The organism is Pseudomonas sp. Con_6 (assembly GCF_059379395.1).
Genome location: NZ_CM182011.1, coordinates 4,304,704 through 4,321,535, shown reverse-complemented (window position 1 = coordinate 4,321,535; position 16,832 = coordinate 4,304,704). Strand labels below are relative to the sequence as shown.

The 16,832-nt window shown below is 62.9% G+C and carries 19 protein-coding genes; 8 read left to right on the top strand and 11 right to left on the bottom strand.

Going from position 1 to position 16,832, the window contains the following annotated elements; all coding sequences use genetic code 11:
- Nucleotide 1 precedes the first annotated feature (1 nt).
- Nucleotides 2-514, bottom strand: coding sequence for a sigma-70 family RNA polymerase sigma factor (locus tag AC5QPF_RS19185; protein ID WP_494959393.1), 513 nt, complete (start codon nucleotides 512-514; stop codon nucleotides 2-4).
- 211 nt (nucleotides 515-725) lie between these two features.
- On the opposite strand from AC5QPF_RS19185, the gene AC5QPF_RS19180 reads away from it, so the two are divergent.
- On the top strand, nucleotides 726-2,036 hold the full coding sequence (locus AC5QPF_RS19180) for an SIR2 family protein (protein ID WP_494959392.1): 1,311 nt from the start codon (nucleotides 726-728) through the stop codon (nucleotides 2,034-2,036).
- Between the two features lie 53 nt (nucleotides 2,037-2,089).
- Here the strand turns inward: AC5QPF_RS19180 and AC5QPF_RS19175 are convergent, their stop codons facing one another.
- Complete coding sequence (locus tag AC5QPF_RS19175; RefSeq protein ID WP_494959391.1) at nucleotides 2,090-2,230, bottom strand: hypothetical protein; 141 nt, start codon at nucleotides 2,228-2,230, stop codon at nucleotides 2,090-2,092.
- A 267-nt stretch (nucleotides 2,231-2,497) separates the two neighbouring features.
- Between AC5QPF_RS19175 and lgt the strand changes: the two genes are divergently transcribed.
- On the top strand, nucleotides 2,498-3,295 hold the full coding sequence (gene lgt / locus AC5QPF_RS19170) for a prolipoprotein diacylglyceryl transferase (RefSeq protein ID WP_494959390.1): 798 nt from the start codon (nucleotides 2,498-2,500) through the stop codon (nucleotides 3,293-3,295).
- A 13-nt stretch (nucleotides 3,296-3,308) separates the two neighbouring features.
- Here the strand turns inward: lgt and AC5QPF_RS19165 are convergent, their stop codons facing one another.
- Nucleotides 3,309-4,199 carry an alpha/beta fold hydrolase gene (locus tag AC5QPF_RS19165; RefSeq protein ID WP_494959389.1) on the bottom strand — a complete coding sequence of 297 codons (891 nt, stop codon included), beginning with the start codon at nucleotides 4,197-4,199 and terminating at the stop codon, nucleotides 3,309-3,311.
- A gap of 11 nt (nucleotides 4,200-4,210) precedes the next feature.
- Between AC5QPF_RS19165 and AC5QPF_RS19160 the strand changes: the two genes are divergently transcribed.
- From AC5QPF_RS19160 to AC5QPF_RS19150, 3 genes are all read left to right on the top strand, one after another.
- Nucleotides 4,211-4,993, top strand: coding sequence for an SDR family oxidoreductase (locus AC5QPF_RS19160; protein WP_494959388.1), 783 nt, complete (start codon nucleotides 4,211-4,213; stop codon nucleotides 4,991-4,993).
- Between the two features lie 92 nt (nucleotides 4,994-5,085).
- Complete coding sequence (locus AC5QPF_RS19155; protein ID WP_494959387.1) at nucleotides 5,086-6,363, top strand: AAA family ATPase; 1,278 nt, start codon at nucleotides 5,086-5,088, stop codon at nucleotides 6,361-6,363.
- Nucleotides 6,360-7,247, top strand: a complete 888-nt coding sequence (locus AC5QPF_RS19150) for a hypothetical protein (protein WP_494959386.1) — start codon at nucleotides 6,360-6,362, stop codon at nucleotides 7,245-7,247. The genes AC5QPF_RS19155 and AC5QPF_RS19150 overlap by 4 nt, the downstream gene beginning before the upstream one ends.
- A 54-nt stretch (nucleotides 7,248-7,301) precedes the next feature.
- Here AC5QPF_RS19150 and AC5QPF_RS19145 read toward each other — a convergent pair whose 3' ends face one another.
- The 4 genes from AC5QPF_RS19145 to AC5QPF_RS19130 all read right to left on the bottom strand — a co-directional run bounded on the left by AC5QPF_RS19145 (nucleotide 7,302) and on the right by AC5QPF_RS19130 (nucleotide 10,268).
- Nucleotides 7,302-8,165 carry a diguanylate cyclase domain-containing protein gene (locus tag AC5QPF_RS19145; protein ID WP_494959385.1) on the bottom strand — a complete coding sequence of 288 codons (864 nt, stop codon included), beginning with the start codon at nucleotides 8,163-8,165 and terminating at the stop codon, nucleotides 7,302-7,304.
- Between the two features lie 329 nt (nucleotides 8,166-8,494).
- Nucleotides 8,495-9,190, bottom strand: coding sequence for a tRNA (adenine(22)-N(1))-methyltransferase TrmK (locus tag AC5QPF_RS19140; protein WP_494959384.1), 696 nt, complete (start codon nucleotides 9,188-9,190; stop codon nucleotides 8,495-8,497).
- A gap of 67 nt (nucleotides 9,191-9,257) precedes the next feature.
- Entirely contained in the window at nucleotides 9,258-9,632 is a 375-nt protein-coding gene (locus AC5QPF_RS19135) for a GFA family protein (protein ID WP_494959383.1), read from the bottom strand.
- Nucleotides 9,633-9,713: 81 nt separating this feature from the next.
- A complete protein-coding gene (locus AC5QPF_RS19130) occupies nucleotides 9,714-10,268 on the bottom strand; it encodes a lipocalin family protein (RefSeq protein ID WP_494959382.1) in 555 nt (184 codons plus the stop codon).
- Nucleotides 10,269-10,406: 138 nt separating this feature from the next.
- Between AC5QPF_RS19130 and AC5QPF_RS19125 the strand changes: the two genes are divergently transcribed.
- Genes AC5QPF_RS19125 through AC5QPF_RS19115 form a run of 3 tightly spaced genes read left to right on the top strand, consistent with a single transcriptional unit; the run spans nucleotide 10,407 to nucleotide 13,012 of the window.
- Nucleotides 10,407-10,925, top strand: a complete 519-nt coding sequence (locus AC5QPF_RS19125) for a chalcone isomerase family protein (protein WP_494959381.1) — start codon at nucleotides 10,407-10,409, stop codon at nucleotides 10,923-10,925.
- 15 nt (nucleotides 10,926-10,940) lie between these two features.
- The gene (locus AC5QPF_RS19120; RefSeq protein WP_494959380.1) at nucleotides 10,941-11,477 is read left to right on the top strand and encodes a DUF3833 family protein; all 537 of its coding nucleotides are present in this window, start codon (nucleotides 10,941-10,943) and stop codon (nucleotides 11,475-11,477) included.
- On the top strand, nucleotides 11,474-13,012 hold the full coding sequence (locus AC5QPF_RS19115) for a cryptochrome/photolyase family protein (protein ID WP_494959379.1): 1,539 nt from the start codon (nucleotides 11,474-11,476) through the stop codon (nucleotides 13,010-13,012). Before AC5QPF_RS19120 ends, AC5QPF_RS19115 begins: the two co-directional genes overlap by 4 nt.
- 44 nt (nucleotides 13,013-13,056) lie before the next feature.
- Here the strand turns inward: AC5QPF_RS19115 and AC5QPF_RS19110 are convergent, their stop codons facing one another.
- From AC5QPF_RS19110 to AC5QPF_RS19095, 4 genes are read right to left on the bottom strand one after another with little or no spacing between them, the layout of a single operon-like run.
- The gene (locus AC5QPF_RS19110; RefSeq protein WP_494959378.1) at nucleotides 13,057-13,548 is read right to left on the bottom strand and encodes a DUF2878 family protein; all 492 of its coding nucleotides are present in this window, start codon (nucleotides 13,546-13,548) and stop codon (nucleotides 13,057-13,059) included.
- The gene (locus AC5QPF_RS19105) at nucleotides 13,545-14,798 is read right to left on the bottom strand and encodes a class I SAM-dependent methyltransferase (protein WP_494959377.1); all 1,254 of its coding nucleotides are present in this window, start codon (nucleotides 14,796-14,798) and stop codon (nucleotides 13,545-13,547) included. Before AC5QPF_RS19105 ends, AC5QPF_RS19110 begins: the two co-directional genes overlap by 4 nt.
- A complete protein-coding gene (locus AC5QPF_RS19100) occupies nucleotides 14,773-15,588 on the bottom strand; it encodes a DUF1365 family protein (RefSeq protein ID WP_494959376.1) in 816 nt (271 codons plus the stop codon). The genes AC5QPF_RS19105 and AC5QPF_RS19100 overlap by 26 nt, the downstream gene beginning before the upstream one ends.
- Nucleotides 15,585-16,832 (bottom strand): FAD-dependent oxidoreductase, encoded by a 1,248-nt coding sequence (locus AC5QPF_RS19095; protein ID WP_494959375.1) that lies wholly within the window; start codon nucleotides 16,830-16,832, stop codon nucleotides 15,585-15,587. Before AC5QPF_RS19095 ends, AC5QPF_RS19100 begins: the two co-directional genes overlap by 4 nt.

Sequence of the window (16,832 nt, the reverse complement as noted above, 5' to 3'; positions counted from 1 at the left end):
CTCAGTCCTTCACCAGATCGAGGCGTCGGGCGCAGTGGCGCAGGGCACGCATGATGTACTTGCTGACCATGCTCGGCGAAACGTCCACGCGCTCGGCGATGGCCTGGTGGCTGAGCCCGTCGAGGCGGTTGAGCAGCAGCGCGTCACGGCAGTTCTCCGGCAGTTCGCCGAGGGCCAGGTGCAGGCGTTGCAGTTGCTGGCGCAACTCGTGGAGGCGCTCGGGGCCGGGCCGGGTATCCAGCAGTTCGTCTTGCACGTCCTCCAGCGCGCTGTGGGTGCCCTGGCGCTTGCGCCCGCGAGCCAGGTCGATGATCAGGTTGCCGAGCACCCGCATCAGGAAGAAGCGTGGATTGAGGATGTTCTCGGTGCGCTGCTGCTGGCCTAGGCCGGCATAGCGTACGAAGGTGTCCTGGGTGAGATCTGCCGCCAATTCGCGATCGCCTAAGCGGCGGTAGGCAATGTTCTGCAAGTCGCGGTGGTAGAGACGAAACAGGCGATCGAGATCGTCGGCCAAGGCGAACCTCACGTGTCCATAAGCCCGCAGGAAGCGGGGGAAAGGGCGAAGAATATGACGATTGAGAATCGTTCGCAAATTTGATGTTGCGTGACAGGCAGGCCCCGGTTGCACGTTCTTGACGGGGGCTGGCATGCTCTGCTGCTCGTGATGGCCTCGTGCTATCGATGGCATCACCCTTGTCAGGTCGGGAACGTTACAGGAGTTGGATGTGAGCAGCAGCTTGTTCGAAATCGCTTATGCAGCTGCTACGCAGCGGTTGTGTCTGTTCACGGGGACGGGATTCTCCAAAGCCGTTTCGGAGGGTGACGCGCCGGGCTGGCAGAACCTGCTGGAACAGATCTGTGATTGCTTGCCGCACGGGAGTGACCTGCAAGCGTCGCTGTTTCCCAAAATGGGCACGCCACCGCTGAGCCTGGAGGAGGCGGCACAGGTGATCGCCTTGCGGTTGACCCGTGTCGACGTGAACATCAACGACCGCATCACGCAGATCATCCAGTCGCTCGAGGTCAAGGGGGATGTGGCGGAGGTCAGGAAGTTCTACGCCAACCATTCATTTCGGGTCATCACGACCAACTACGACAAGCTGTCGGAGCAACTGGCAGGGCCGGGCAGGGTGCAGAGCATCGCGCCCGGCATGCCCATTCCACGCTCGTCGGCGGCGGTAAAGGTGTATCACGTGCACGGCTCGGTGGACTCGCCGGAGAATCTGGTGGTCACCTCCGACGACTACTTCCGCTTCATGAACAGCGATTCCTACTTCTCCAGGAAATTGAGCACGATTCTGCATGAGAACACCGTGGTCATCCTCGGTTACTCGCTGGCGGACACCAACCTCAAACGCATCATCAATGACTACAAGACCTTCGCCAACAATCATGTGATCGGTTCCAACCTGTTCTTCGTGTCGCGCAAGCCAGTCGATCAGGTCATCAAGGATTTCTACTTCCATAGCTTCGGCATCCGGGTCATCGACGGCCTGGAGGTCGGCCAGTTCTTTGCCAAGCTCAACTGGCAGATCGGTCGTGTGGAAACGGTCGTGGAGGCGTCGCTGGAGTCGATCGAGAATGTCATTAACAAGGGTTACCGCTTCGTCGAGGCCTTCATCAAACTGGAGGACTCGTTCTTCCAGGTCATCGCCTCGCTCTCGGCCAAGGGGTTCAGCCTGAAGAACCCGAAGGTGGTGGCAGTGATCGGTGATTTTCTCGAACGCAAACGCACGTTTACGCTTGTGCCCGGTGCCTGGGAACAGTACGACCACCTTGCCAACTGGTTGATCCACCTCGGCGCGTTGTTCGAAGTCGGCAATACCTCGATCAGGGATGTGTACCTGAACGCGGTGGGACGTTCGATGGCGACCATGAGCAAGGAAAAGCGCATGGGATACTCCTGGCAGGCCTACAAGCTGTGGCAGAGCAACTGGGCGTCCATCAGTGCGGCGAACCGCTTGCTGATCCGTGAATACATCACCACCCGCAAGGTCGGCAGCGATGCCCAGTTGATCGTCGACTCGCTGAACTGATCGGGAGGGGGCACGGTGCCAGGGCGCGCGCCGCGCCTGACGCAGTCTTGCTGCTACCGCACCATGATCGCCTGGTTGAACTCGATCGACGGCACCGGCACCACGCCGCGGCGTACCTGCAGCCACTCGCGCATTTTCACCGAATCGAAGATCTGGCCTTCATCCATCATCAACAACACCAGGGATTGAGACATCCGGTAACACCCGCATCGCGGGCAGCGGCGCTCTTCCCACCCAGGGGAACATTCGATGGATTCGGCGCTTCCTGCGCAGATCAGACAGCTCATGGGACCCCCTGACGTTGTTGTTGGGTGGGGAAAGTGGGTAGTTGACTACCTATTTTGGTGGACTTCATTCCTTCATGAGAATTTCATGCCAGACATGCGGTTAATGGCCCTTTAATCGACAAGTTGTGACAATGGGCGCGCCATCCCTCCTGATTCACCCCGGAGAACCCTTCGATGCAGCAACACTTCACATGGAGCGTCGACCCTGTCCTGCTACAGATCGGCGGCTTCGCTATCCACTGGTACGGCGTCCTCTTCGCCGCGGCGTTCGGCCTCGGCATGAGCCTGATGACGTTCATCTTCAAACGCGAAGGCAAACCTGTCGCACCACTCGATGCGCTGCTGATGTACGTCGGCCTGGGCACCCTGATCGGCGCCAGGCTCGCCCACGTCGTGTTCTACGACCCCGGTTTCTACTTCAGCCACCCGTTGGAAATCCTCGCCATCTGGAAAGGCGGGCTGGCCAGCCATGGCGGGGCGATCGGCCTGGGCCTGGGCGTCTACCTGTTCTGCCGGCGGCATCGGGATTTCGGCTATCTCTGGCTGCTCGACCGCATCGCCATCGTCGCGCTGCTGGGCGGCGCGCTGGTGCGGATTGGCAACTTCTTCAATTCCGAGATCGCCGGGATTCCCACCGACCTGCCCTGGGCGATCGTCTTCACGCGGATCGACCTGCTGCCCCGGCATCCGACCCAGCTCTATGAAGCGGCGGCGTACCTGGCGTTGTTTGCGGGGCTGTTCCTGCTCTACCTGAAGCGTGGCAGCCGGTTGAATGCCGGTTTCCTCAGTGGCCTGTTCCTGGTGTCGGTATTCGTCGTGCGGTTCCTGCTGGAGTTCACCAAGATGCAGCAGGCGAGCTACGAGGCGTCGTTGCCGCTGGATGTAGGGCAGCTGTTGAGCGTGCCGGCGATCGTGTTGGGTGTGGTGCTGATGGTGCTGGCGAGCCGGGGCAGGGCACGGGCCTGCCCTTGACCGCATCTCATTTTCAATGACCATCGATTATCTGCCGGATAGCCAGTGCGAACTGCTCTGGCTGTTCCAGCATCATCAGATGACCTGTTCCAGGCATCACCGTCAAACTGGCGGCTTGCTCCAAGGCCCACTCGGGCACATCCCAGCCTTCGCGAGAATGTTCGCCTGCCAGCAGGTGCACCGGCGTTCGGGCAAGCAGTGCCTGAAGCGCTTCGGCGTAACTGCTCTCTCCGGTGACCGCCACCACTGAACGGGCCATGGCCTGCAACGTGCTTGCAGGCTGGTAATTCAACCAGGCTGCCGCAGTTTCCAACTGCTGCGGGGTCGGTGTGATACCCGCTCGCGTCAGCCAGCCTGCGGGGTCTGCGCGAAAGCCGGCCATCAAGGTCTCCACTTCCGTCGTGGTCATGCGCGCAACGTTCGACGACCAGAAGGCATCCTTCAACGAGAAATTGCCCTCGACGCTGATGACGCTGGCGACCGAATCCGGATAGCGGCAGGCGTAGAGCAGGGCGATCACACCGCCGACCGAATGGCCAACCAGGTGAACCGGCTCGCCTGGTGCGTGCTCTCCGATAAATCCATGCAGATAGCTGATCTGGGCCGGGATATCGATCGTGTCAGGCGACACACCATTCAGCCCCCCGTAACCGGGCAGGGCCGGTACCAGCACCGGGCGAGGGGTCAGGAGGGCGTGAAGGGCCGGATAGTCAAGGGAGCCGATAAGGCCGTTGATGAACACCACGGGTGATGGTTGGCGCATGGGCAGTCCCTGGAGATGGGGAGAAGCGCTGATCTTGCCGGTTGCACAGCGATGTTGGCCATTGCACTCATGCAAATGCTGGTTGTGCTCAGGCAACCATGATCCGATCATGCGGTCCGAACCTGAATCCAGAGCAGCCAAGGACGATTCCCATGCCCAGACTCCAAGGCAAGACCTGCCTCATCACCGGCGCCGCCCGCGGCATCGGCCGCGCCATCGCCAGCCGTTTTCGCGAGGAGGGCGCCGATGTCATCGTGACCGATATCGACGAAGCCGGCGGGACCGCCACGGCCCTGGAGTTCGGTGCGCGGTTCATTCGCCTGGATGTCAGCCAGGAAGCCGACTGGGCCCAACTGTCCGACCTGGTCCCGGCTATCGACGTGCTGGTGAACAACGCCGGCATCACCGGTTTCGAAACCGGCGTGGTTGCCCACGACCCCGAGCACGCCAGCCTCGAAGACTGGCGCGCCGTGCATCGGGTCAACCTGGACGGCACCTTCCTCGGCTGCCGCTATGCCATCGCCGCGATGAAAGCCAGGGGCAGTGGTTCGATCATCAACATTTCCTCCCGCTCCGGGCTGGTCGGCATTCCGGGCGCAGCGGCCTATGCCTCGTCCAAGGCTGCCATCCGCAACCACACGAAGAGCGTGGCCTTGTACTGCGCGCAACAGGGCTGGCAGATCCGCTGCAACTCGATTCATCCGGGCGCCATCCTGACGCCCATGTGGGAGGCCATGCTGGGTGACGGGCCTGATCGTGATGCCCGGGCTGCGGCGCTTGTGGCAGATACCCCGCTCAAGCGCTTCGGCACGGTGGAGGAGGTGGCGGCGGTCGCGCTGTTGCTGGCGTCGGACGAGGCTGCCTACATGACCGGGGCAGAGTTGAATATTGATGGCGGGTTGCTTGCAGGAGCGGCGGTTAGCCCAGGTCGTTGAGGATTTGCTGAAACAGCGACAATCCCCGTGCACTGCTATCATCCCCCGGATCGATTCCGCCAAGCCCATACCGATGTTCGCGAGGTCCGCACTTGTACGCCAAATCCCTGCATATCTACGACTTCAAATGCTACGGCAAGGCAGTCCTGCGCCTGCAGTATCCAGGGCGTTCGGGCAAAGGTGTGTCGGACATCAAGAACGTCAACCTGATCCTTGGCGACAACGGTGGTGGCAAGTCGTCGATCCTGCGCGCATTGGCCATCGCCGCGTTGGCACCCGCGCTGCTTGAGTCGGGTTTTGTGCCTTACCGCCTGGTGCGTCGCGGGCCGCCTGACGAGGCCCCGGTCAAGGAAAGCCTCATCAAGATCGAGGCCGTCACCACCGCTGATGAGTACTTTCCTGCCACCACCCGAAAGAAGCTGGAGCTGTTGGCCCGGTTGGAACCACGTGGTCCGCGCAGCAGCCAGGATCGCTTGCACCTGGAAAGTACACCGGACTCGCCAATTTCCAAATTGCTTGAAGATGATTACTCCCCCGCGTTCTTTGTCGTCGGCTATGGCGCGACACGCAGGGTCGAGACGGGTGATTACTCCGCCAGCAGCGCGCGGCGTAGTCGCGGCCTGCGTTATCTGCGCATTGCCGGGCTGTTCGAGGATCAGATGACACTGCGCCCGTTGCAGATTTGGTTGCCCCGCCTGCAGTCACGCAATCCGGAACGCTTCGACCAGGTTATCCAGTTGCTCAATAGTGTCTTGCCAGACAACGTCCGTTTCAGTGGCGAGCGTGACGAGGACGATGACCAGTACCTGTTTCAGTTCGACGGCATCAGCACGCCATTGACTTCACTGTCCGATGGCTACAAGGCTTTCATCGGTTGGGTCAGCGATCTGCTGGGTCATCTCTGCGATGTCACGCCTGAAGAAAAACGCATCGATGACGTTCCGGGCATGGTCCTGGTCGATGAAATCGATCTGCACCTGCATCCGGAATGGCAGCGCAGTGTCGTGCCTTCTCTGGCTGTTGCATTTCCCAAATTGCAGTTCGTCTTCACCTCGCATAGCCCGTTGGTAGCCAGCACGGTCAAGCGAGAGAACGTGTTCATTACCGACAGCGCGGAAGACGGCACGGCGACGGTGCAGCAGCTTCAGGAAAACATTTATGGCAGGAGCATGGAGCAGTTGCTTTTGTCGTCCTATTTCGGCCTGCAGACCACACGACCTGCGTCTTTCCAGCGTGAAAGCGAGGTTCTGCTGCGCAAGGCTGCTGATGGCGACGCGATGGCAGCTCTGGATTTTCTCGAACGACTGACACAGGCGGCACCGCTGCCCGGCAAGAAAGAAACCAAGGCAGTCAGGGCTCACAAGGAATGATCAAGTATTCGATCCCACCAGGGGTGCTAAATCAGGAAATCATGGCCTTGGAGCCCGGCTGGGCTGTCAATGCCCGCAGGCGTGAAGCGAAGCTGGTTGCCTTGGGCCGGTTCAAGGAAAAGACCTCGATATGGAGCAAGGTCAAGCCAGTCTTCATGAAGCTGCAGCTCAATAAGTGCATGTTCTGCGAGCGGCAGTTCGAAAACCCCGAGTACGGCACGATCGAATTCGACCTTGAGCATTTTCGACCCAAGTCCTCGGTATTGAGCTGGCCGGATCCGCAGCGTCATCCACGCTTGAACTACACGGTCGCCACCGGTGAAGCCAGCGAGAGCGGGTACTACTGGCTGGCATACGATCCTTTGAACTATGCGGCTTCGTGCAAGGTGTGCAACACCACGTTCAAGCACAACTATTTTCCGGTGGGCGCGGCGCGTGGTCGGGTGCCTGACTCCGTTGCCAACCTGGGAAGCGAGCAGCCCTTTCTCTGTTATCCGCTTGGCGCCAACGCGGAAGACCCGGAAGAGCTTGTAACGTTCATCGCCACCGTCGCTGTGCCTGCCCAGCCCACAGGGCTGGGGAAAGTACGTGGGCAGATCATCATCGATTTTTTCGGGCTCAACGATCGCGAACAACTGCACAGGGAGCGTGCACGAATGATCGCCCTGTTCGGGCCTGCGCTTGTTGCTCGGCAACAGGGCACCGCTAGCGACTCCGATCTGGCGTTGATCAAGAGGATGTCACAGCCCAATCTTCCGCATGCAGGTTGTTTGAGGGCATACAAGCGGTTGTGGACCACCGATGCAGGGCTGGCTCAACGGATTTTCGAGGAATGTCGCGTCTATATGCTCAGTGATACCGGAACACCGCATCCCGAGTGGTAAGTCGGAGGTCTGCGCAGTATTTGCGCAACATGGGGGCGGCGCGCTGGATTGACTTCAACCCACCTCCGACCGCCGCCGCTTGATCCGGTACATATCCCCATCCGCATGACTCAACAACGTGTCCGCATCCTCCCCATCCCCCGGATAGCACGCCACCCCGATACTGCATGACGGCATCCTCACCCCCCCGAACTCAGCGCCCAGCGGCTCGGCCATAACCGCCAGGATCTGCGCCACCTTCTCCGACACCGCGTTCTCCGACTGGATCTCCGTCAGCAACACGATGAACTCGTCCCCACCCATTCGCGCCACGGTATCGGTTTCGCGCACGCAGCCTTCCAGGCGCCGGGCGATCACGCACAGCACGCGGTCACCCATGGTATGCCCGTGCTCGTCGTTGATGCCCTTGAAGTCGTTGACGTCGAGGAACAGCAGGGCGAACTGGCCATGGTGACGGTGCGCGGTGTGCAGGGCGGTGTGCAGGCGGTCGGTGAACAGCGAGCGGTTGGTGAGCTTGGTGAGCGGGTCGTGGTGGGCGAGGAAACGCAGTTCTTCCTCGGCCTTGGCCAGGGCGGTGACATTGCGCGCGACGCCGATGCGTGCGCCCACTTCGTCGGACCAGAACGCCGCCCAGAGGATGTAGACCACGCCGCCATCCTTGCGCACGTAGCGATTGCGGAAGTCGAAGTGGGGCTGGCCGTTCATCACCCGGACGATGGACGCACGGGTGGCGGCGAGGTCTTCGGGGTGCATGTACTGGGTGATGGAGGTGCCGACCAGTTCGTCGGCACGGTAGCCCAGCAGGGCCTGGCAGGCATCACTGACGAAAACGATCAGGTCGTCCCGGTCGACCACGAACACCGTATCCAGCATCAGGTGGATCAGCTTGGGGTAGAGCGCTTGCAGGTCAACGGGCATAAGTCAGGTAGTCCGGTTGGTAAAGCTTCGGCCTGGCCGGGACCCATCAGGCAACGGCGAGCCATCTGGCAGACTTCCTGTCGGCTTGGGCAGCAGGGGAGCATGTTTGCTGCGCCACATCGAGCGTACATAAGCAGAAAAACGCAGGTAGAAAAAGGGGATAAAAACAGGGGTTATTGGACTTTGAGAAATATAGCTGGCAGTTGGCCGGTTGGCTGGGTGAATTCCTTGTTACAGCGGTGATACAACTGATTGCGCAGGCATCCGTCGGTCAGCTCGGATCGAGGGCCGCACATGCGGCCCTTTCTAACCCGCCAGATGATTCTCGATCAGCGTTGCAACTGGGCGATCCAGTTAATCTGCCGCGTCAACTCGCTGACTTTCTCTTGCGCTGCTTCGTTGCTGGCTCGCTTGAGCCCTTCCAGCGTTTTGCGTTTCAAGCGCGCCAAGCGATCCCACTTGTCCATGAAGGCCGGACTCCGGTCGTGCATCAGCAACGGCCCGAAGTAGAGCTCTACCTCGGTATACCTCACCGGTCCGCTACGCTCGGCCACGACAATTTCATAATCGAACCGATTTTCCCGCAACACCTCTTCCGCCACGATCCGATACCTGTTCTCCATCAACCAGCGCCGCATTGGCTGACCGCCGCCGTTGGGCTGCAGCACCAACAGTTCGCGGCCGCTGAGGCGATCACTGTCCGCCTGGAGAATGTCGCGAATCGTTTCCCCACCCATGCCGCACAGTGTGATCGCGGTAATCCCGTCGTGCGCCTCGATCGCCCGCAAGCCGCTGGCATGCCGTACCACGATCGAACCTTCCAGCCCGTTCTCGCGCACGCTGCGCAACGCCGCGTTGTAGGGCGTCAGCGCCACCTCGCCAGCCACGGCCGAGGCAATCACCCCGCGCCGCATCAACGCCACCGGCAGGTAGGCGTGGTCCGAGCCGATATCGGCCAGGCGCGCGCCGGCCGGCACATGGGCGGCCACGCGCTCCAGGCGGCGGGAGAGGGTGTGTTCGTTCAACGGGAAACCTCGTGAGGGCAACAGTCGGCAGATCGGGCCGCGATTCTGGCGGGCAAACAGCAGGATTTCAAATCCCCGGCCAGGACAGGCGAGATTCCTCATGCACCTGTCGGGCCTTGCTCGGCACGAAGGACGTGTCCAGCGTCGCCAGCGCGATCGACACCCAGTCGCAAAACTCTCCCGCAGAGCGCGACCAGAACAGATTCGACCCGCACTTGGCGCAAAACTGCCGGAGCACCGTCGCCGAAGACGCGAATCCCTTCAACTGCGCGTCGCCCTCGACTATCCGCAGCGCCGTGCGGGGCACGCTGCCGTAGGTAGCAAACACCGCCCCATGGCTCTTGCGGCACTGCCCGCAGTGGCAATGGCTGACTGCCTTCGGTTCGCCGTGCACCTCGTAGCGCACAGTTCCGCACAGGCAACTGCCCCGGTAGATCGCCATAACCTTGCGTGCCTCATGCCGAAAAGCGGCCAGCGTAACCAGTGCCCCCGCGGACGTCGAGTGTCTGGGCGCCGCGGACCCTCAGGGCTGCGGCGTGCCGCGCCAGACCAGGTCACGCGTGTCATACCCACGCTCGTGAGCAATCTTCAGCAGGGCTTCGCGTCCAGCGCTATCGATCTCTCGCTCCCGCGACAGCAGCCACAGGTACTTGCGCTCCGGGTGCCCGACCAGCGCCACCTTGTACTGCGCATCGTGGTACAGCACCCAGTACTCACCCTTGGTCAGCCCCGGCGCGAGACGGCTGAACCAGTTGTCGAAGCGCACCCACAGCTTGTCGGTGCGCCCCGGCACCTGGGGCTCGGCGATGCCGTGGGCTTCGTTCCATTCCCCGTTCTTTTCCTTGCAGCGGTTGGTCACGTCGATGTTGCCGTCGTCGCGCACATCATAATTCGCCTCGGATTCCACGCAATTTCGCTGGAAGAACATCGGTAGCCGTGCCTGCTCATACCAGGTGCCCTGGTAGCGCTTCAGATCGACCTGCATGGTCTGCGGCGGCGCCGTAGAGCGATCGGTGCTGGAGCAGGCGACCAGGGCCAGCACCAGGCAGGACAGCAGCAGGGGATTACGGATCGCCATATCGACCTCCAGGGGTGTAATCAACGCTCTCCTGATCTTTGAGGCATGACCGCCGGGAAAGTTGTGCAAACTTTTGCGAGGAAAAATTGTACAAAGAAAATATACTTGTACAACTTGTCGCGACAACGGGATGAACACATGGCAGGTACGAAACGATGGCTGATGCTGTGCTTGTTGCTGGCCTTGAGCCTTTCAGCCCGTGCCCAATGGCGCGATGACCTGCCCGAAGCGCATGTCGTGGGTCAGGGCGAATTCACCTGGTTCGGCCTGCGCGTGTACAACGCGCGGACCTGGAGCCCGGTGGCGCCACTGGACTGGAGCCGACCCTTCGCCCTGGAGCTGACCTACCGCCGCAACTTGTCCCGCGACACCCTGGTCGACGCCAGCGTTGATGAGATGCGCCGGCTTGGCGGCCTCGGGCTGGACGAAGCCACCTTGGCGCGCTGGTCGCAGGTGATGCAGCAAGCCTTCGTCGATGTGCGCCCGGGCATGCGCATCACTGGCTTGTACCTGCCGGGGCAGGGCTGTCGCTTCTACGTCGACGGCCAGTTGCGTCGCCAGGTCGACGACCCCGCCTTTGCCCGGGCCTTCTTTGCTATCTGGCTCGATCCTCGGGCCCGTGACTCACAACTGCGTCAGCGTCTGGTCGGGCTCTGAGCGAGGAGAATCGACATGCGTGCAATCCTGGTTCTGTTGAGCTGCCTGCTGCTGGGCAGTTGCGGCAATGTCGAGGTGGACACCTACGCCGGCCAGCAGCCGCGCTTCGACCTGGCGGCGTACTTCTCGCGTCCGGTCGAGGCCTGGGGCATGTTCCAGAAACGCTCCGGGGAGGTGGTCAAGCGCTTCCATGTGACCGTCAATAGCCGCCGCGATGGCGAGCGGCTGATCCTCGACGAGCATTTCGTCTACAACGACGGCACCACCCAGCAACGCACCTGGACCCTCACCCCGCAAGGCGAAGGCCGCTGGATCGGGCGGGCCGGCGATGTGGTCGGCGATGCCACCGGCCAGGTCGCCGGCAATGCCCTGCACTGGCGCTATCGCCTCGACCTGCCGGTGGACGGGCGCAACTGGGTGATGGACATGGACGACTGGATGTACCTGATGGACGAAGACACCCTCATCAACCGCACCCGCATGAGCAAGCTGGGGGTGGAGGTAGGCCAGATCACCCTGTTCTTCCGGCGCCTGCCGGAGGGCGGCCGGTGAATCAGCCTCCGCGCCTGGGCCTGTTGCTGGGGGACCAGCTGTCCTTCGATCTCGACCTGCTGAACGCCCTCGACCCGGCCCGCGACGTGCTGCTGATGGCCGAGGTCAAGGACGAGACCCGCTATGTGCCGCACCATCCGCGCAAGATCATCCTGGTGCTCAGCGCCATGCGCCATTTCGCCGAGGCCCTGCGGGAGCGGGGCTGGCGGGTCGAGTATGTGAAGCTGGATGCGCGGGGCAACAGCGGCAGCATCGTCGGTGAGCTGCGGCGCTGGCACAGGAAGCTGAAGGCCGAGGCAGTGCATGTCACCGAATGCGGCGAGTGGCGCCTGGAGCAAAGCATGCGCGAGTGCGACCTGCCCCTGGTGTGGCATCGCGACCGGCGTTTCCTCTGTTCCCGCGAGGCCTTCGCCCGCTGGGCCGAGGGCCGCACCCACCTGCGCATGGAGAACTTCTACCACGGCATGCGCAAGCGCAACCGCCTGCTGCTGGAACCGGACGGCGGCCCGGCGGGCGGTGCCTGGAACTACGACCACGACAACCGCAAGCCGCTGCCGCGCAAGGTACGCGGGCCTTTCACCGCAAGCTTCAAGCCGGATGCGATCACCCGCGAGGTCATCGATCTGGTGCGGGAGCGCTTCAAGGACCACTACGGCAATGTGGAGGGCTTCGACTATCCGGTGACCCATGCGGATGCCGAGGCCTTGTGGCGGCATTTTCTCGATCATGGACTGACAGCGTTCGGTGATTACCAGGACGCCATGGCCGAGGGCGAGCCGTACCTGTTCCATGCGCGGATCAGCGCGGCGCTGAACATCGGTTTGCTGGATGTGCGGCAATTGTGCGAAGACGTCGAGCGGGCGTGGCGGCTGAAAGAAGTACCGTTGAATGCGGCAGAGGGTTTTATCCGCCAACTGATCGGCTGGCGCGAGTATGTGCGTGGTATCTACTGGTTGCGTATGCCGGAGTACGCGCAGCTGAATTTTCTCGGTAACCGGCGACCATTGCCGGAGTTCTACTGGGATGGCCAGACCGATATGCGCTGCATGGCCCAGGTGATCGGCCAGACCCTGGAACTGGGGTATGCGCACCATATCCAGCGGCTGATGGTCACCGGCAATTTCGCCCTGCTGGCCGGGATCGCGCCGCCGCAGATCTGCGGCTGGTACCTGGCGGTGTACATGGATGCCTATGACTGGGTGGAGCTGCCCAATACCCTGGGGATGGTGATGCATGCGGACGGTGGGTACCTGGGGTCCAAGCCGTATTGCGCCAGTGGCAAGTACATCCAGCGGATGTCCGACCATTGTGCGAACTGCGTGTACCGGGTGGATCATGCGGTTGAGGAGGATGGGTGTCCGTTCAACGTGCTGTACTGGCATTTCCTGATGCGGCATCGCGAGGTGTTTGCCGGGAACCAGCGGATGGCGTTGCTCTACGGCAATCTTGACCGGATGAAGGCGGCGCGGCGTGAGGCGTTGTGGCAGCGTGGAGAGGTGCTGCTGGCGCGGCTGGATGCCGGGGACAGGTTGTGAGCAACAACCGAACGCCTCGGGCTGAATGCAAGCCCCCTGTGGCCTCAGTCGGCTTTTATGGCCAGGCGCAGGCAGAGCGGGAACCACACTGCCCAGATCACTGCGAGCACTAGCGCCGTGGGCAGCGTGCCCAACGGCAACCCGACCCCCGTCAGCCGCGCCCCGGCCAGATACGCCAAGGGCCCGCCAATCAATCCGCAAACTCCCGCCAGCCACACCGACCGCCCCAGCCACGCCAGGCTATGCCGCATCCCGCTGGCCAGCACCAGCCACAGCAACGCCAGCCAAGCTGGCAGCGGCCATGCGCTGAAGTCGAAAACGCCGAGCACCCCCAACACCGCATCCAGTGCGCATCCGGCCAATCCGACCCGCAGCAGGACCCAGGCCTCGGTCACCGCCTGCCGGCAAAGCCACAGATGCACCAGCAACCCGCCCAGCACGGCAACCAGCAACCCCGGATACCGCGCCCCCAGCACGCAGCTCCACCAGCCCGCCTGCAACCACAGCGCATTGCCGACCAGCCAGGTCCGTCTCACCCCAGCGTTGCCCGCCGGGCCTGCGGTCCGGCCCAGACCAGTTGCGCCACGCCGATGGCCCGCTCTTCGAACCCGCCCTGGCAATAGCACAGGTAGAACTCCCACAACCGCTGGAAACTCTCGTCATACCCCAACTCGCCCAGCACCACCCGCGACTGGCGCAGGTTGTCCCGCCAGTGCCGCAAGGTGCGCGCATAGTCCTGGCCGAAGTCCTCCATGTGCACCAGGTTCAACGCCGTCTGCCGACTGGCGGTGTCGAGCAGCACGCTCAGCGAGGGCAGGGCGCCGCCGGGGAAGATGTAGCGCTGGATGAAGTCCACCGAACGCCGCGCCTGGGAATAGCGCTGGTCACGGATGGTGATCGCCTGCAGCAGCATCAGGCCGTCGTCCTTCAGCAGGGCGGCACACTGGCGGAAATAGGCGGGCAGGTAGCGATGCCCCACCGCCTCGATCATCTCGATCGACACCAGCTTGTCGAAGCGTCCGCGCAGGTCGCGGTAGTCCTCGCGCAACACGGTAATGCGGCTTTCAAGGCCTAGTGCGAGCACCCGTTGCAAGGTATGGGCGTACTGCGCTTCGGACAGCGTAGTGGTGGTCACCCGGCAGCCGAAGCGGCTCGCCGCATGGATCGCCAGGCTGCCCCAGCCCGTGCCGATCTCCAGCAAGTGCTCGTCGGGCTGCAGTTCGAGCTTGCGGCAGATGTCTTCCAGCTTGTTCAACTGCGCCTGTTCCAGGCTCTCCTCGGCATGGGTGAAGCGCGCCGCCGAGTACATCATGGTGGGGTCGAGCAGGCGCTCGAACAGCGCGTTGCCGAGGTCGTAGTGGGCGAGGATATTGCGCCGCGAACCATTGCGGTCATTGCGGTTGAGCCAGTGCAGCAGGCGCAGCGCCGGGCGCCCGAGGCGTGCCAGGCCGCCCTCCATGGCGTCGAGCACATCGAGGTTGGCGACGAACAGGCGAGTCACGGCCGCCACGTCGGGACTGCGCCAGTAGCCGTGGATATACGCCTCGCCGGAACCGATCGAACCATTGGTCGCGACCAGGTTCCAGGCTTCCTCGTGGAGGATTTCCACTTCCGCCTGCAGGGCGCTGGCCGGGTCGCCAAAGCTCCATTCACGCGGCCCCTGGATCAGACGCAGATGGCCGTGACGCAGGCGTCGCAGTTGCGCGGTGACCGCGCGGCGAGCCAGGCCGCCGAGGGCGGGCAGCAGCCCCGTCGACTTGCTAACGCTCAGGGTGGGCTGGGACATGCTCGGGCTCCTCGGCAGAATGGGGTTGGCCAAGGCGCAGATCGCCCTGGCTTGGGTGGTGATCGTGGATCGGCGTGCGTTTTAGCAGCAGGCGCAGGGCCTGCCAGTAGATGGCGGCGACAGTGCGCAGGCTCATCCACGGAAAACTCAGGAGGTAGCGGTGAACGGCCGTGCGGTCGAGGGGCTCGCGTTGCAGGGCCAGGTCGGCTTCGAAGGCCTTTTCGCCCTGGCGCCAGTTCTCCATGTGGATGCGGATACGCGGGCCGTCGAGTCGGAAGCTCAAGTGATAGTCCATGTCCGGTGGCATGAACGGCGAGACGTGGAAGGCCTTGGCCACGGCGAAGTCGTGGGCCTTGCCGGCTTCCACTGGCAGCACGTAGTGGAAGCGCTCGCGCCAGGGTGTGTTGCGTACCTCCAGCAGGATCGCCGCCAACTGGCCGTCGTCGTCATGGCAGAAATAGAAACTCACCGGGTTGAACGACAGGCCCCAGCAGCGTGGCTGGGTCAGCAGTCGCACGCTGCCCGTGACACGCCGGCCGCAGGCCTGGAAGACCAGTTGGCGTGCGGCGTCGGCGAGCGACATGCCGCTGCGGGTCAGGGCCGGCAGATAGTCCCGCTCGCGCCAGCCCAACGGTGCCCAGCGCGATGCCCCGAGCCATGGCGACAATGCGAGCAGGCGCGCTTGCTCGTCGAGGTCGACATGAAACATGCCGATCCGGTAGCGGAATGCGTGGACCCGCGGGCCCAGGCGCCGATGGCTGACCCAACCATGGCACAGGGTGCTGTTCATAACTGTTCTCCGAATTGCTCGGCCACCCGCAGCGCACTCAGCACGCCATCTTCGTGGAACCCGTTGGCCCAGTAGGCGCCGCAGAAATAGCTGTGGCGCGGGCCCAGCAGCTCGGCATGGCGAGCCTGGGCGGCGACAGCGGCGAGGCTGTATTGCGGGTGGGCGTAGTCGAAGCGAGCGATGATCTTTTCGGGGGCGATCAGGTCGGTCTGGTTGAGGCTGACGCAGAAGGTCACCGGTGCGTCGATGCCTTGCAGGATATTCATGTCGTAGGTCAGCGCGGCGGGGATCTGTTGCTCGTCACCAAGCCGGTAGTTCCAGCTGGCCCAGGCCTTGCGCCGCTGTGGCAGCAGGCGGGTGTCGGTGTGCAGGACCACGTCGTTGCTGGCGTAGCGGATCGCACCGAGGATTTCCTGTTCGTTGGCCGAGGGCGCGTCGAGCAGCGCCAGGGCCTGGTCGCTGTGACAGGCGAACACCACCTTGTCGAAGCGTTCCTCACCGTCGGCACTGAGCACCGTGACCCCGTTGTCGTCCCGGGTGATCCGCGACACCGGGCACTCCAGGCGAATACGCCCGACGAAGCTGCGGCACAGCGGTTCGACATAGCTGCGCGAGCCACCCTCGATCACCCGCCATTGCGGCCGCTGGTTGACCGAGAGCAGGCCGTGGTTACGACAGAAACGCACGAAGAACTGCAGTGGGAAACCCAGCATGTCGGCCCGCGACATCGACCAGATCGCTGAACCCATGGGCACCACGTAGTGGTCGATGAAGCGCTGGCCGTAGCCGTGGGTGTGCAGGTAGTCGCCCAGGGTCGTGGTGGCCGCGATCCGCCCGCCATCGAGGTCGGCGATGGCCCGGCGGTTGAAGCGCAGGATATCCCGCAGCATGCCCCAGAATCCTGGCGATAGCAGGTTGCGGCGCTGGGCGAAGAGGCTGTCGAGGTTGTGTCCGTTGTACTCCAGGCCGCTGGCCGGGTCGTGTACGGAGAAACTCATCTCGGTCGGGCGCGAGGCGACGCCGAGGCGATCGAGCAGGCGGATGAAGTTCGGGTAGGTCCAGTCGTTGAACACGATGAAGCCGGTGTCCACAGCGTAGTCGCGGCCTTGCCAGTGCACATCGACGGTATGGGTGTGGCCGCCGATCCAGTTGGCGGCCTCGAACACTGTCACCTCGTGACGGCGCGAAAGCAGGTGGGCACAGGTCAGGCCGGCGATGCCGCTGCCGATGATGGCGATACGCAT